Origin of the sequence: Actinoplanes xinjiangensis (assembly GCF_003148685.1) — a bacterium.
In the GTDB taxonomy this organism is placed as follows: domain Bacteria; phylum Actinomycetota; class Actinomycetes; order Mycobacteriales; family Micromonosporaceae; genus Actinoplanes; species Actinoplanes xinjiangensis.
In genome coordinates, this window is record NZ_QGGR01000007.1 from 374,746 (window position 1) to 389,944 (window position 15,199).

General features: G+C 72.0%; 14 protein-coding genes. 9 read left to right on the plus strand and 5 right to left on the minus strand.

Going from position 1 to position 15,199, the window contains the following annotated elements:
- Window position 1: 1 nt before the first annotated feature.
- Window positions 2–805 carry an IclR family transcriptional regulator domain-containing protein gene (locus tag BC793_RS18635; protein WP_109594047.1) on the minus strand — a complete coding sequence of 268 codons (804 nt, stop codon included), beginning with the start codon at window positions 803–805 and terminating at the stop codon, window positions 2–4.
- A gap of 13 nt (window positions 806–818) precedes the next feature.
- Window positions 819–2,243 carry an amidohydrolase family protein gene (locus BC793_RS18640; protein ID WP_109593860.1) on the minus strand — a complete coding sequence of 475 codons (1,425 nt, stop codon included), beginning with the start codon at window positions 2,241–2,243 and terminating at the stop codon, window positions 819–821.
- Window positions 2,244–2,419: 176 nt separating this feature from the next.
- On the opposite strand from BC793_RS18640, the gene BC793_RS18645 reads away from it, so the two are divergent.
- Genes BC793_RS18645 through BC793_RS18665 form a run of 5 tightly spaced genes read left to right on the plus strand, consistent with a single transcriptional unit; the run spans window position 2,420 to window position 6,447 of the window.
- Window positions 2,420–3,556 carry a CaiB/BaiF CoA transferase family protein gene (locus BC793_RS18645; protein WP_109593862.1) on the plus strand — a complete coding sequence of 379 codons (1,137 nt, stop codon included), beginning with the start codon at window positions 2,420–2,422 and terminating at the stop codon, window positions 3,554–3,556.
- On the plus strand, window positions 3,541–4,308 hold the full coding sequence (locus tag BC793_RS18650) for a citryl-CoA lyase (RefSeq protein WP_109594049.1): 768 nt from the start codon (window positions 3,541–3,543) through the stop codon (window positions 4,306–4,308). The genes BC793_RS18645 and BC793_RS18650 overlap by 16 nt, the downstream gene beginning before the upstream one ends.
- Before the next feature lie 11 nt (window positions 4,309–4,319).
- Window positions 4,320–5,189, plus strand: a complete 870-nt coding sequence (locus BC793_RS18655) for a DODA-type extradiol aromatic ring-opening family dioxygenase (protein ID WP_109593864.1) — start codon at window positions 4,320–4,322, stop codon at window positions 5,187–5,189.
- Window positions 5,186–5,548: a hypothetical protein gene (locus BC793_RS18660; RefSeq protein ID WP_109593866.1), complete on the plus strand. Its 363-nt coding sequence runs from the start codon at window positions 5,186–5,188 to the stop codon at window positions 5,546–5,548. The genes BC793_RS18655 and BC793_RS18660 overlap by 4 nt, the downstream gene beginning before the upstream one ends.
- The gene (locus BC793_RS18665; protein ID WP_109593868.1) at window positions 5,545–6,447 is read left to right on the plus strand and encodes a quinone oxidoreductase family protein; all 903 of its coding nucleotides are present in this window, start codon (window positions 5,545–5,547) and stop codon (window positions 6,445–6,447) included. Before BC793_RS18660 ends, BC793_RS18665 begins: the two co-directional genes overlap by 4 nt.
- Here the strand turns inward: BC793_RS18665 and BC793_RS18670 are convergent.
- The gene (locus BC793_RS18670; protein ID WP_239170064.1) at window positions 6,444–7,472 is read right to left on the minus strand and encodes a hypothetical protein; all 1,029 of its coding nucleotides are present in this window, start codon (window positions 7,470–7,472) and stop codon (window positions 6,444–6,446) included. The genes BC793_RS18665 and BC793_RS18670 overlap by 4 nt on opposite strands.
- Complete coding sequence (locus BC793_RS18675; RefSeq protein ID WP_109593869.1) at window positions 7,469–8,113, minus strand: helix-turn-helix domain-containing protein; 645 nt, start codon at window positions 8,111–8,113, stop codon at window positions 7,469–7,471. Before BC793_RS18675 ends, BC793_RS18670 begins: the two co-directional genes overlap by 4 nt.
- 61 nt (window positions 8,114–8,174) lie before the next feature.
- On the opposite strand from BC793_RS18675, the gene BC793_RS18680 reads away from it, so the two are divergent.
- The 3 genes from BC793_RS18680 to BC793_RS50615 all read left to right on the plus strand — a co-directional run bounded on the left by BC793_RS18680 (window position 8,175) and on the right by BC793_RS50615 (window position 12,004).
- Window positions 8,175–9,029 carry an NAD(P)H-binding protein gene (locus BC793_RS18680; protein ID WP_109594053.1) on the plus strand — a complete coding sequence of 285 codons (855 nt, stop codon included), beginning with the start codon at window positions 8,175–8,177 and terminating at the stop codon, window positions 9,027–9,029.
- An 81-nt stretch (window positions 9,030–9,110) separates the two neighbouring features.
- Window positions 9,111–10,508: a family 43 glycosylhydrolase gene (locus BC793_RS18685; RefSeq protein WP_109593871.1), complete on the plus strand. Its 1,398-nt coding sequence runs from the start codon at window positions 9,111–9,113 to the stop codon at window positions 10,506–10,508.
- A gap of 98 nt (window positions 10,509–10,606) precedes the next feature.
- Window positions 10,607–12,004: a DUF4082 domain-containing protein gene (locus tag BC793_RS50615; protein ID WP_203896246.1), complete on the plus strand. Its 1,398-nt coding sequence runs from the start codon at window positions 10,607–10,609 to the stop codon at window positions 12,002–12,004.
- A gap of 395 nt (window positions 12,005–12,399) precedes the next feature.
- Here BC793_RS50615 and BC793_RS18695 read toward each other — a convergent pair whose 3' ends face one another.
- Window positions 12,400–13,263, minus strand: coding sequence for an alpha/beta fold hydrolase (locus BC793_RS18695; RefSeq protein ID WP_109593873.1), 864 nt, complete (start codon window positions 13,261–13,263; stop codon window positions 12,400–12,402).
- Between the two features lie 34 nt (window positions 13,264–13,297).
- On the opposite strand from BC793_RS18695, the gene BC793_RS18700 reads away from it, so the two are divergent.
- Complete coding sequence (locus BC793_RS18700) at window positions 13,298–15,190, plus strand: AfsR/SARP family transcriptional regulator (protein WP_109593875.1); 1,893 nt, start codon at window positions 13,298–13,300, stop codon at window positions 15,188–15,190.
- Window positions 15,191–15,199 lie beyond the last annotated feature (9 nt).

The window sequence follows — 15,199 nt, forward strand, 5'->3', positions numbered from 1 at the left end:
TCTACGCCGTGACCGACGGGATGGCGGCGGCCAGCGCCCAGTCGTGACCGATGTCGGCCGCCGTGCGCAGGAGTTTCGGCAGGTGATCGTCGAGCAGGGTCTCGACTGACGTCTCGGCTGCGTGCACCGTCACATTCACCGCGGCGATGACGTCGCCGTCGCCGTCGCGCACGCCGGTGGCCACCGACCGGATGCCGGGTGCCAGGTCCTGGTCGGCGAGTGCCCAGCCTTTCGCCCGGACCTCCCGCAACGCGGCCTCCAACTCGGCGCCGGCGGGCTGCCGGCGCGCCGCGATCCCGGACCGGGACGCCTCGGCGAGGACGCCGGGCACGGCCGCCGGCGGCAGGGCCGCCAGCAGCACCTTGCCCATCGACGTGGCGGCCGCGGGGAAGCGGGTGCCGATGTTCACCGCCAGGGTGACGATCTTCGGTACGGCCACCCGCGCCACATACACGATGTCGGACCCGTCGAGCTGCGCCATCGACGTCGACTCGTTGGTCTGCGCGACGAGCTTCTCCATGTGCGGCCGGGCCACGTCCCACATGCTCAGCGAGTTGACGTACGCCATACCGAGGTCGAGCACCCGTGGGGTCAGCGCGTAGCCACGGCCGGCGCCCCGCACGTACCCCAGGGTCTCGAGGGTGATCAGGATCCGCCGGACCGTCGGGCGGGCCAGACCGGTCAGCCCGGCGATCTCACTGAGCGTCATCGAGGGGGTGCCGGGCCGGAAGGTGCGCAGGACGTCGAGGCCGCGGGCGAGCGCCTCGATGAAGTCGGGACCCGTGCCCCTTCCGGTGTCTGTCATCCGGGCCATGCTTTCATTCCGGCGAACCCGCGGCGTAGTCGGTGTACTGGTACGGGTTGTCGAACAGTTCCGCCTGCGGCAGGTCCGGGTTCTGGCCGCGCAGCCACGCCTGTTCGCCGAGCGTCTCGCGCAGGTGCGCGACGGTGGCGCCGACACCGGTGCGGGCGGCCGCCAGGTCGACGCCGACGAGCTTGCCGTCGCGTTTGACGACCTTCCCGCCGACCACGACGGTGTGCACGTCACCGCGCTGGGCCTGGAAGGCGACGTGGCCGTAGGGGTGCAGGATCGGGAACATCGCGGGCGAGGCGTCGTTCTTGATCAGCACGATGTCGGCCTGCCGGCCCGGGGTGAGGGCGCCGAGCCGGGAGTCGAGGCCGAGGGCCCGGGCGCCGCCGCGGGTGGCCCAGTCGACGACCTGTTCGGCGCGCAGGTGGTGGTGGGTGACGGTCTCCTGCCTCCCGTGGGCTTCGAGGTGCTCGCGGGAGCGGTCGGCGCTGAGCGTGGTGCGCATGGCGGTGAACAGGTCGCCGCTCCACCAGACGCTGGTGTCCATCGACAGCGACACCGGAATGCCGTAGCGGCGCAGCGCCCAGGTGGGCGGGTAGCCCTGGCCGGCGCTCTGCTCGCTCTCGGTGGAGACGCTCACCGAGCCTCCGGTGGCGGCGATGCGGTGGTACGAGTCGGCGCCGAGCGTGGCGGCGTGGACGTACACGGTGCCGGGGGTCATGAAGCCGTTCTCGTACATCAGGCGGATGCCGTCGTCGTTGGTGGCGCCCCAGACGCCGGCGTGGGTGGTGACCGGGACGCCCAGTTCGCGGGCCGTCTCGAAGGCGGCCTTCTCCGGGAACGCGGGATCGCCGGTGATGTCGAAGGCCAGCTGGAAGCCTTCGAGCCGGCCGCCGTCGATGCGGCGGCGGTGGAAGTCGCGGAAGCCGTCGGAGGTCGACCACTCCCACGGGCCCTGCTGGATGTTGCCGTAGGCGAGGACGAACCGTCCCGGCACCGCCTCCAAGGCGTCGACGGCGGCGTCGGCGTGCTGCGGGGTCTGCAGGCCGTGTGACCAGTCGACGGTGGTGGTGACGCCGGCGTCCAGGGCCTCGAGGGCGCCGAGCAGGTTGCCGGCGTGGATGTCCTCGGGCCGGAAGTGCCGGCCGGACTCCAGGTAGTACCAGACGAAGTACTGGGTGAGCGTCCAGTCGGCGCCGTAGCCGCGCATCGCGGTCTGCCACAGGTGCCGGTGTGTGTCGATCATGCCGGGCATGACGATGCCGCCGGAGGCGTCGATCTGTTCGGCGTCGTCGGGGGCGGTCAGGTCGTGCCCGATCGCGGCGATCCGGCCGTCGATGACGAGCACGTCGGCGCCGGGCAGCACCGCATGGGTGTCGTCCATGGTCAGGACCAGTCCGTTGCGGAAGATCACCGGTCTTGCGACGCTCATCTGCGCTCCTTTCGGACTGCTGTCCGCATGGCGGTCAGCGTGGTCAGGTCAGCGTGTTCCCGGGCACCTGTCATGTCAAGGTTTTGTTTCGGCGCGGTGAACCGGTCGTTGACACGGGCATGCAAGGCAGGGAAGCTGATTCGGCGGACACGTGTCCGCAGAACGGGCGGTAACTGATGGCTCAGCAACCCCGAGGCCCCCTGGACGGCCTGCTCGTCGCCGACTTCTCGCGGATCCTCGCCGGGCCGTACGCGACGATGCTCCTGGCCGACCTCGGTGCTGAGGTGATCAAGGTGGAGAGTCCGGGCGGCGACGACACCCGCACCTGGATGCCACCGGTCCGCGACGGCGTCTCCACCTACTACCTGGGCATCAACCGCAACAAGCGGTCGATCGCGCTGGACCTCAAGGACCCGGACGACCGGTCCGCCGCCCAGGAGCTGGCCCGCCGCGCGGACGTGCTGATCGAGAACATGCGCCCCGGCGGGCTGGCCCGGTTCGGTCTCGACTACGACACCGTCGCCGCGTCCAACGAGCGCATCGTCTACGCCAGCATCAGCGGCTTCGGCACCGGCGCGGGTGCGGGCCTGCCGGGGTACGACCTGATGGTCCAGGCGATCTCCGGGCTGATGAGCCTCACCGGCGATCCGGAGGGCTCGCCCTACCGGGCCGGGATCTCGGTCTTCGACGTGATGGCCGGACTGCACGCGAACATCGGCATCCTGGCCGCCCTGCACCGGCGCGCCGACACCGGCCAGGGCCAGCACGTCGAGGTCAACCTGCTCAGCTCGGCACTGTCCGGGCTGGTCAACCACTCCAGCGGGTACGTCGCCGGCGGCACCGTGCCCTACCGGATGGGCAACGCGCACCCCAGCCTCTTCCCGTACGAGCCGTTGCCGGTCGCCGACGGCGAGCTGATCGTGATCGCCGGCAACGACGGGCAGTTCCGCAAGCTGTGCCAGGTCCTCGGGCTGGACGGGCTCCCGGAGGATCCACGGTTCGGCCGCAATCAGGACCGTACGGCCCATCGCGACCAATTACGGCCGATCCTCGTCGAACGCCTCCGGACGAGGACCCGCGACGAATGGTTCCGCGACCTGATGGCCGCCGGGGTGCCGTGCGCGCCGATCAACACCATCGACGGTGGTGTCGCCATGGCCGAGGAACTCGGCCTGAATCCGGTGGTCACCGTCGGCGGTGTGCCCGGCGTCCGCAACCCCATCACGTTCTCGCACACCCCCGCGCGGTACGAGCTACCGCCGCCCGGACTGGACGAACACGGCGAGGAGATCCGTAGATGGCTGACGAACTGAGATTCCCCACCGGACTGGGCACCTCCGACGCGGACAGCATCTCGCTGCTCGGGCAGGATCTCGCCGCCGATCTGATGGGGCGGGTCGGGTTCGGGGAACTGGCGTTCTGGCTGGTCGCCGGGCGCCGGCCGCACGCGGGGGAGGTGCGGCTGTTCGAGGCGGTGCTGGTCGCGCTCGCCGATCACGGGTTCACCCCGACCGCCATCGCGGCGCGCCTGACGTACCTCTCCGCTCCGGATTCTCTCCAGGGCGCGCTCGCGGCCGGGCTGCTCGGCGGCGGCTCACGCTTCCTCGGGGTGACCGAGGACTGCGGGAGGTTCCTGGCGGCGACCCTCGCGGAATCCTCCGGCGACGATGTCGACGCGATCGCACTGGACGCCGTGACCAGGGCCAGGGCCGAGAAGCGATTCGTGCCGGGGCTCGGGCATCCCGTGCACAAGGTCGAGGACCCGCGGACTCCGGTCCTGATCCGGATCGCCACCGAGGAGGGGCTCTACGGGCCCCACCTGCGGCTCTTCGAAGCGATCGGTCGCGTACACCCGCAGGTTCTGCAACGGCGACTGCCGCTCAACGGTGCCGGGGTCTGCGGCGCCGCCCTCGCCGATCTGGGGTTGCCGGTCGAGATGCTGCGCGGTTTCGCGCTGCTGGCCCGCGCCGCGGGACTGCTCGGGCAGATCGCCGAGGAGCGCCGGCGCCCGATCGCCAACGAGATCTATCTGACCGTCGACCGCAACGCCGTCTACGAGGCATAGGAGGATCTTCCATGGCCAGCATCGTCGCGGTCATCGCCTCGACGCATCACCCCTTCTACTATCGGGCCAGTACGTCGACCGGGGAGGACCGGCCACCGTTCGCCGACGAGTGGACCCGCAAGATCCTCGCCTTCCGCGAGACGCTGACCCGGGCGAACCCGGACGTCCTGGTCATGGTCGGATCTGATCATTTTCATCAGCTGTGGCTGGACAACATGCCGCAGTTCCTGGTCGGCAAGGCGCCCGCGTACGACGCGAACTGGTACAACGAGGAACGCGAGTTCGGCCTGCCGCGGATGACGCTGAAAGGCCAGGAGGACCTGTCGTCGCACATCCTGCGCGCCGGGCTCGACGAGGGCTTCGATCTGGCGTTCAGCAACGAGCTGCGCATCGACCACAGCATCACCTGCCCGATCATCACGCTGCGGCCCGAGGCGGACCTGCCGATCGTGCCGATCTACACCAACATCTTCGCGCCGCCCCTGCCCCGTCCGACCCGGTTCGTGCAGCTCGGGGAGGCCATTCGCAAGATCATCGACGAGTGGCCGTCGCACCTGCGCGTGGCCGTGATCGGAACCGGGCATCTGTCGCTCGAACTCGGCGGGCCGCGACAGTTCGGGCCGCACGGGCCGGACCCGGCGTTCGACGAGCGGGCCGTCGGGTGGATCGCCGACGGCGACCTCGACGGATGCCTGCGTGAGGTGACCCTGGACAGCCTGCACGCGCCGGGGAACGCGACCCACGGGTTCATGGACTTCATGCTGATGATGGGTGTCGCCGGGGCCGGGGTGAAAGCCGACTACGTCGACACGTTCGACCTGTTCCACACGATGGAGGCGTACTTCACCTGGTACCCCTCACCTCCGGGAGGGGCGGTATGAGCAAGTATCTGCTGAACAAGTTCCTGTTCACCGTCGACCGTGACCCGGACCTGGTCGAACGCTACCGGGAGACACCGCGTGAGCTGGTCACCTGGTGGGAGTCGACGATGGCGAACTCGCTGCTCAACTGTCACGGCGACGAGGCGAGCACGTGGCTGGCGTTCACCGGTGAGGAGCGGGAGGCACTGATCGGGCACGACCACGTGCGGCTGTTCGCGCTGGGTGCCCATCCGTTCCTCACGTTGACGCTGTTCATCGCCCTGTTCGAACGGGACAACACCGAACCCCTCGAATACCAGAAGGCGTACGGGGCGGCGCTCGCCGGGTTCACGCTGCCGTACCCGGACATCGCGACGTGATCTCTGCGGCGGTACTGCGCGAGTGCGGGCGGCCGCCGGTCGTCGAACGGCGGCCCGCCCCGGTGCCCGTTGCCGGCGCGGTGCCGATCGAGGTCGTGGCCGCGCCGATCACCCCGCTCGACCTGCTGTGCGCCTCCGGCGCCAGCTACTTCGGGACGCCGGCCACGCCCTATGTGCCCGGCGTCCAGGGTGTCGGGCACCTCGCCGACGGTACGCCGGTGTGGTTCGCCACCCCGGCCGGGATGCGCCCCGGTGACGGGAGCATGGCGTCGGTCGTGGCGGTCCCGGCCGGTGACGTCGTCGCGCTGCCGCCGGGCGCACCGTTGGTGCTGATCGCCGCACTCGGGCTGTCGGCGGTGGCCGCCCACGGGGCACTGCACGCGGCGGGCGGCCCCGCGGGCCGGGACGTGGTGGTGCTCGGCGCCGGAGGCGTGGTCGGGCAGGCGGCGATCCAGCTCGCGCTGCTCGGCGGCGCACGCCGGGTGATCGCCGTGGCCCGCTCCGTCGCGGCCCTGCGCCGCGCCGCGAGCCTGGGCGCCGTCGCCACCACGATCGACCGTCTCGAAGGCCCGGCCGACCTGATCGTCGATCCGGTCTTCGGTGCGCCCGCCGCGGTGGCCCTGCGCACCCTGCGGCCCGGCGGCGCCCTGGTCAACCTCGGCTCCTCGGCCGGAGCGACCGCGCCGATCGACTCGGCCACCCTCCGCAGCGGGTCCCTGCGGGTCCTCGGCTACACCAACAACGCCCTGTCCACGGCGGACCGGGCCGCCGTGATCACCGAGATCGCCGCCCACGCCACCGCCGGCCGGCTCACCGTCACCCACTCGGCGGTCCCGTTCGCCGAGGTCGCGGCGGCGTGGACCGACGAGGGCCCCGGCCGCCGGGTGCTCACCTTCTAGAGCAGCCCGCGATAGTACGCGGCGCCGTCCCGCTCACCCAGCCGGTCGGCGGCCACGACGGCCGCGTCCAGCACGACCGGCGGCAGGCCCGCCATCGTGCGCGCGTGCCGGTCGCCCTCGGCGAACGCCGGCCGCGCCACGTCGATGCCGGCCGCCCCGGCCAGCAGGAACAGCTCCTCCACATACGAACGGCCGATGCCCACGTCGGTCCAGTCGGACACGTCGCGCAACGCCACACCGCAGTCGTGCAGCGCCGCCCACGCCGCCTCATGGTCGCCGGCCAGCCGTTCCAGCTCGGCCAGGGACCTCCACCCGGAGGCGTGCTCGATCGGACCGCGCGTGAACGCCAGCCGCTCCCGCTCGGCGACGGCCGCCTCCGCGTAGGCCCCCAGGTCCCGGAGCCGATACCCGAGCATGTCCAGGGTGTCCCGGTCCCGCGGCCGGCCCTCCGCCCACCTGTCCAGCAACTGGCGGACCAGCGCCGCGTCGCCGACCAGGTCGGCCCGGTCCATCCAGGTCACGAGTTCCTCGTCGGCCGGGTCGGCGGGGAACCACGCCCGCTTGCCCTCCCACCAGCCGGCCAGATCCTCCTCGGATCCCGGTGACCGTGCCAGCACCTCCTCGCGATCCGGATGATCACTCGCCCCGACGATCGAGGTGGTCACCTCGACACCGGCGGCGAACAGGTGCTCGCTGTCGTAGGCGCACCAGGCGTCGAAGCTGGCGCGCTTGATCCGCCACTGCAACCACACGTCCTCCGGCTGCCGGAACTCGGCGAGCAGGAAACCGGCCAGCCTGACCTCCTCGGTCAGGTCGCCGGTCTGCGCCTCCTGCTCGGCCAGCCAGCGCACCAGCGGGAGATCCTCCGGCCGGCGGTCGAACTGGAGCGCCCACAGCACCCTGGCGCGCCGCACCGCGTCGGCGTCGCCTCCCCGGGACAGCTCCGACCACGCGTCCGGCGACTCGCGCATCCGCTGAAGCTCACGCCGGGACGGCTCCATCAACCGTTCCACCAGGTCGATCATGCGGTGCACACCTCTCCGGCCGGCCAGTCCCGGCTGCGGAACGCGTCCGGGGTGGCGCCCATGACCCGCCGGAACTCGGCGCCCATGTGGGACTGATCGTAGTAACCCGCGCCGGTGGCGACCTCGGGCAGGCGCCGGCCCAGGTCGGTCAGGACCCGGCGGACCCGGTCGATGCGGACGAACTGGACCGGCGTGAGGCCGGTCTGCTCGGTGAAAACGGTGCGCAGATGACGTTCGCTGACATGGAGCCGCCGGGCGACGGACGCGACCGACTCGCGGGCCGCACCGCCGGACAGCAGGGCCGTCGCCGCCGTGGCCAGCCGCCGGCGCGCGTCGTCGACCTGCCCGGCCGTCAGCACCTCGGCGGCGGGGACCGCGTGATCGACCAGGTCACGCAGCGGCAGTCCCAAGAGCGCGGCGGCCCGTCCGGGCTGGAACCGCATGGTCACGCAGGCCCGGCCGGGCTCCGCGGCGTAGTAGCGGGCGGTCGTCCGCGGCCCCACGACCACCAGATCACGGGGGTCGTCCGACCCGGGCCGCCGCCACACCAGGGTGACATCGGGGTCGGGCTGTTCCAGAGCGGCCGGAGCGTCGGAGAACAGCGGGCGTGCCCCCACCTCGATCCCGGAGAACCACGTCATGGCGCGAACCGTACCGAAAGTTCCTAGGCCCGGGTGTCCGCCGCCTGGAACCGTGACCGCCATGATTCTCGTGACAGGCGCCACCGGGACCGTCGGGCGGCACGTCGTGCAGCTTCTGCACCAGGGCGGCCACCCCTTCCGGGCGATGAGCCGCCATCCCCCCGGGGCCGGGGCAGTGCGGGCCGACTTCGACGACCCGGCATCGCTGCGCCGGGCGGTGACCGGGGTGCGGGCGGTGTTCCTGCTGACCGCTCCGGCCGTACCCTCGCCGGACCACGACCTGGCGCTGCTCGCGGCGGCCCGCGAAGCCGGCGTGGCCTCGATCGTGAAACTGTCCGCGATCGGCACCGGCGAACGCTTCGGCGAGGTGACCGTCGGCGCCTGGCACCAGGCCGCCGAACGGGCCGTTCGTACCTCCGGGATGGCCTGGACGATGCTGCGGCCGTCGAGTTTCGCCGCCAACGCCCGGCACTGGGCGGCGATCATCGACGCCGGGCAGCCGGTGCCGAACCTTACCGGCGACGGCCGGCAGGGCGTCGTCGACCCGCGGGACATCGCCGCGGTCGCCGTCGAGGCCCTCACCGATCCCGTCCACGCCGGCCGGACCTACACGCTGACCGGCCCCGAGCTGCTGTCCGTACCCGAACAGGCCCGGCAACTGGAGCAGGTGATCGGCCGGCCCGTCACCACCGTCGACCTGCCGCCGGCCGACGCCACCCGGCAGCTGCTCGCGGCGGGCCTGCCGCCGGCCGCGGTCGACGCCACCGTGACCGGGTCCGCGTGGGCCCGCGCCGGGCACAACGCGATCCTGACCGGCGACGTGGCCGCCGTCCTCGGCCGTCCACCGGCCACCTTCCGCGACTGGGCCGAGGCGCACTTTGTTATCGATAACAAGGGTGCGGGCGAACGCCTGTGATCGAACATGTTCGAATCGTTGACTCGGCTTCTGTGATCGTTAACGTCCTCGGTGTCGGCTCACAGACCAGGAGGAACGCCCATGTCCGCCCGCTCCCTGCTCGCCGCCTCCCTGCTCCTGACCGGATCCGTCGTGGTCCTGACCGGCTCCCCGGCGCAGGCCGCCACCCTGGCCACCGGGGCCCGGTCGCTGGAGTCGGTCAACTACCCCGGCCGGTACGTGCGCCACCTCGACAGTCTCGGCCGGATCGACCCGATCACCGCGAGCAGCACCGCGCAGGCCCGGCTCGACGCCACCTTCACCGTGGTGAACGGCCTGGCCTCGCCGTCGTGCTACTCGTTCCAGGCGAAGAACGGCCGGTTCCTGCGGCACCGCGACTACCGGCTGCGGCTGGACACCAACACCGGCGACGCGACGTTCCGCGGTGACGCCACGTTCTGCGCGGTCGACGGCGCGGTCGCCGGTTCCGTCGCGCTCGCCTCCCACAACTATCCGGACCGGCGGATCCGGCACCGCGACCATGCGCTGTACCTGGACGCCTACCAGGACACCGCGACGTTCCGGGCGGACAGTTCGTTCCGCGTGACCACCCCCTGGGCGCCGAAGACGGCCCGTAACCCGGTGCTGCCCGGCCTGTTCGCCGACCCGCACATCGTCCACCTCAACGGCCGCTACTACCTCTATCCGACCACCGACGGGTACGCCGGCTGGGGCGGCACCTACTACAAGGCGTTCTCCTCCACCGACCTGGTCAACTGGACCGACCACGGCGTGATCCTCGACCACGGGCCGAACGTGTCCTGGGCCGACGACTCGGCGTGGGCACCCGCGGTCGCCACCCGGAACGGAAAGTACTACCTGTACTTCTCCGGGGGACTGGCCAGTGGCAACACCGCCAAGCAACTCGGGGTGGCGGTGGCCGACTCACCGGCCGGCCCGTTCCGCGACGCGCTGGGCCGGCCGCTCGTGACCAGCGGCCAGTTCTCCGGCGGGCAGGCCATCGACCCGGCCGTGTTCACCGACACCGACGGCCAGTCCTACCTCTACTGGGGGCAGGGCGTGTGCCGGGCGGTGCGGCTCAACGCCGACATGACGTCCTTCGACCCCGCACAGGTACGCACGATCACGCCGGCCGGCTACAACGAGGCACCGTTCGTGATCAAGCGCAACGGCGTCTACTACCTGATGTGGTCGGAGAACGACACCCGCAGCGAGGACTACCGGGTCGCGTACGCCACCGGCACTTCGCCCCTGGGCCCGTGGACGAACCGTGGCGTGATCCTCCAGAAGCGCCTCGACCTCGGCATCAAGGGCACCGGTCACCACTCGGTGGTGCAGGCGCCCGGCACCGACACCTGGTACATCGCCTACCACCGGTTCGCCGTCCCGGCCGGTGACGGCACCAACCGGGAGACCGCCGTCGACCGTCTCGAATTCAACACCGACGGCACGATCCGCCCGGTCACCCCGACGCTGTGACCCGTCGGCGGTGCGGTCCGGGCGCCGCCGACTGCCCCCACAGCACGCGCGGTGATCGATATCCTCCGGCTCAGTAATCGTTCTGAGTCAGGAGAACCGTGAAGCATCGTGCACAGACCGTCCGGAAGGTTCTCGCGGCAGTCGTGGCCGTCGCCGCCTTTGTAGCGGTGACGGCCACGCCGGCGAGTGCCGCCGACCCGGTGTCGTTGTGGTCGAACACGGACACCCCGGGCACGATCGACGTGGACGACCCGGACGCCGTCGAGCTCGGCACCCGCTTCCGGGCGGGCGTCGACGGCACGGTGACCGGCGTGCGGTTCCACAAGTCGGCGGCCAACACCGGACCGCACACCGGCTCACTGTGGACCGAGGACGGCGACCGGCTGGCCCAGGTCACGTTCACCGGCGAGACGGCGTCCGGCTGGCAGACCGCCACCTTCCCGACGCCGGTGCCGATCACCGCGAACCGGTTCTACGTCGTGTCCTACCACACCACCACGGGCCACTACTCGGCCGACAACAACGGCTTCGCCCAGGCCCGCGACAACGGGCCGCTGCACGCTCCGGCCGACACCCCGGAGGAACCCAACGGCCTCTTCCGGTACGGGTCCGGCGGCTTCCCGACCTCGACGTTCGCCGCCACGAACTACTGGGTGGACGTCACGTTCACGCCCACGACGACGACCCCCGAGGAGCCGCCCGTCCCCGGCGGGTTCCCGAACGAGGCCAACACCGGTGTCCCCGCCGGCGTCACGCTCACCCCGTTCACCGAGCCGTGCAAGTTCCAGACCGCCAACCAGGTGATCGACGGCAAGATCGTCGACTGCCCCGACGGCATCCAGGTCTACGCCGGCAACGTCACGTTCCGGAACAGCATCATCAAGCAGGCCGTCGAGACCAACGCCGGTGGCGCCTCGATCACCATCGCCGACTCCGAGGTACGGGCCGGCGCGACCAGCCGGGCGGCGGTCAGCGGCACCGACGTCACCGTGCTGCGCTCCGAGATCACCGGCGGCCAGCACAGCGTCCGCTGCGACGACGACTGCCTGGTGCAGGACTCGTACCTGCACGACCAGTTCAACGACCCGAACAGCAGCTTCGGCTACCACAACAACGGGTTCCTCTCCAACGGTGGCACCGGCATGGTCCTGCGGCACAACACGCTGTGGTGCACCCCGCCGGACAACGAGATCGGCGGCGGCTGCTCCACCAACCTGTCGCTGTTCGGCGACTTCGGCCCGATCACCGACGTCACCGTCGAGAACAACTACTTCCACGCCACACCGGGCGGTTACTGCGGCAGCTTCGGCTACAACCCGGGCAAGAATTTCGGCGACAACCCGACCGGTGTCGTTGTCCGCGACAACGTCTTCGAGCGCGGCCCCTCCGGCCGGTGCGGCGGCGTCGGCCCGGCGACCAGCTTCCTGACCACCGGCGCGGGCAACCTCTGGTCCGGCAACACCTGGTCCGACGGCGGCCCCGTCGACCCCGCCTGACCCCCACCCACACCAAGTTCACCGCCCGCCCCCGCTCTCCCCAGCTGGTCCACCGCTGTCTCACGCCGCTCAAGACAACGGTGGGAACCAGCCAAGGACGTTCGGCTGGCTCTCACCGCTGTCTCACGGCGCTTGAGGCAGCGGTGGGAACCAGCCAAGAGCGTTGGGCTGGCTCTCACCGTTGTCTCGTGGCGCTTGAGGCAGCGGTGGGAGCCAGCCAAGAGCGTTCGGCTGGCTGTCACCGTTGTCTCGTGGCGGTTGAGGCAGCGGTGGGAACCAGCCAAGAGCGTTGGGCTGGCTGTCACCGTTGTCTCGTGGCGCTTGAGGCAGCGGTGGGGGCCAGCCGGGGTTGCGAACGATCGGTATTGCGTTTGGCGGCGTGGTGGGGGCGTACGTCAGCGGGTGAGCAGCTTGCGGATCTCCGTTACCACCAGGGTGGGGTCCTCCTCGGCCATGAAGTGGCCGCACTGGACCGGCACGTGCCGCAGGTCCGGCGCCCACGCCCGCCACCGGGCGGCCGCGTCGAAGCCGAGCATCGCGCCCCAGTCCTGCTGCAGGACGGTGACCGGCATGGCCAGGGTGCGCCCGGCGGCGCGGTCGGCCCGGTCGTGCTCGACGTCGACGCCGGCCGAGGCCCGGTAGTCGGCGACGATCGACGGGATCGCGTCGCGGCACGCGTCGAGGTAGGCGCGGCGCACCTCGGCGGGCATCGCGGCCGGGTCGCGGGCCCACCGGTCGAGGAACCAGCCGAAGAACTCGTCGGGTGCACCGGCGATCATCGTCTCCGGCAGGCCCGGCGGCTGCGCCATCAGATACAGGTGGAAGCCGACCGCCGCGGTCACGCCGTGCATCACGTCCCACATGTCCAGGGTCGGCAGTACGTCGAGCGACGCCAGGTGGGTGATGTGCGCCGGGTGGTCGAGACCGGCCCGGACGGCGACCAGCGCGCCCCGGTCGTGGCCGGCCAGGGCGAACCGGTCGTAGCCCAGCGCCCGCGCCAGGGCGACGACGTCGGCGGCCATGGTGCGCTTGGCGTAGGTGTCCGGGCCGGTCTCGGCGGGCTTGTCGCTGGCGCCGTATCCGCGCAGGTCCGGGCAGATCACGGTGTGGTCGGCGGCCAGGTCGGCGGCGACGTGCCGCCACATCATGTGGGTCTGCGGGAAGCCGTGCAGCAGCACGATCGGGCTGCCGGAGCCGGCCACCGCCGCGTGCAGAGCGACACCGTCGGCGACCTGGATGCGTACGTTCTCGAAGGTCATGGGAGCAACTGTCGCGGGCCTGAATGAGCAGCGGATGAGCACGGAGTACGGTGGCCCGGTGATCCGCTTCGGGGTGCTCGGGCCGGTGATCGCCGAGGACGCGCAGGGCACTTCCGTACCGTTGAGGGGTCCGATGCACCGGGCCGTGCTGGCCCGGCTGATCGTGGCGCGCGGGCGGACCGTACCCCTGCATGATCTCGTCTCCGACCTGTGGATCTCGCCGCCGGACGGCGCGGTGGCCGCGGTGCGCACCTTCGTCGCCGCGCTGCGCCGCGCGATCGAGCCGGGCCGCCTCCCGAGATCGCCGGCGACGCTGCTGGTCACCCAGGGCCAGGGGTACGCGTTGCGCGCCGCCCCCGGCCAGGTGGACGCCTGGCGGTTCGAGCAGGCCGTGACCTCGGACGATCCGTCCCGGCTCGCCGAGGCGCTGACCTGGTGGCGGGGCCCGGCCTACGCGGACTTCCCGGATGCGCCGTGGCCGCGCGCCGACCGTTCCCGGCTGGCCGAGCTGCGGTTGCGGGCCGTGGAGCGGCTGGCGTCGGCCCGGCTGGAGTCGGGCCGGGCCGCCGAGGCGATCCCGGATCTCGACGAGCATGTCACCGCGCATCCGTGGCGGGAGGAGGGCTGGCGGCTGCTGGCGCTCGCGCTGTACCGCTCGCACCGGCAGGGTGACGCGCTCGCCGTGTTGCGCCGGGCGCGTGAGCTGTTGACCGGGCAGCTGGGGGTGGATCCCGGCCCGGTGTTGCGCACTCTGGAGGGGGACATCCTGCGGCAGGCGCCGCACCTGGACGCCGCCGCCTCCGCCGACGCGGTGTGGATGCGGGCCGCGGCGGCCTACGACCGGGTGCTGCCGGCGGGCCGTCTGGAATCGGCCGTCGGGCTGCTGCGTAATCTCGCGGTCACCGGCCCCGGCGGTCTCGAAGTGGCCCGGGAGCAGCGGGCGGCGGCGGTCGCGGCGGCCGAGGAACTTGGCGATCCGGAGCTGACGGCACGGGTGATCGGCGCGTACGACGTCCCGGCGATCTGGACCCGGTCCGACGATCCGGTGCAGGCGGCCGGGATCGCCGCCGCCGCCGAACGGGCGCTGGCCGCCCTGCCGCCGGACGGTCCGGCTCCGGCGCGGGCCAGGTTGCTGGCGACGATCGCCGTCGAGTCACGCGGGTCCCGTGATCCGCGGCCGCGCGACTGCGCCCGGCAGGCCGAGGCGATCGCCCGTGAGCTGGACGATCCGGGGCTGCTGGCGTTCGCCCTGAACGGCGTCTTCATGCAGAGCTGCCGGACGGCCGGCGGTTCGCGGCTGCGGGACGGGATCGGAGCCGAACTGGTCGGCCTGGCCCGGCGGTACGGGCTGGTCCCGATGGAGGTGCTGGGCCATCTGATCCGGTTGCAGTCGGCATGCGCGGTGATCGCGTTCGGGGCCGCCGACGAGCATGCGCGGGCCGCCGACGACCTGGCGAGCCGGCACGACCTGCCACTGGTCGGCGTGTTCACGCAGTGGTACCGGGCGTTGCGCGCCGATGTGGCCGACCGGTCACCGGCGGCGGAGGCGGGATACCGGGCGGCGGCCGCGCGGCTGGAGCACGCCGGGATGCCGGGCCTGTACGACGGACTGCTGCCGCTGGCACTGCTCGGCCTGCGCCTGCGCCGTGGGGTACCGGCTCCGGACGGCGACCGGGGCCCCTACCCGCCGGGGACCGATCTCGCCGCCGTGCCGGATCCTCCCGCCGACCTGCTCGCCGAGGCGAACTGGTGCCTGTACGCCCGGGCCGCGATCGCCGACGGCGACCGGACCGCGATGCTGCGGGCCCGCACGGCGCTCGCCCCGGCGGCCGGCGAGTGGGCCGGGGCGGCCAGCGGACTGCTCACCCTCGGCCCGGTCGCCGCCCACCTGGCGGCACTCGATCTCGCGGCCGGCCCCGATCAGTGAGATCAACGG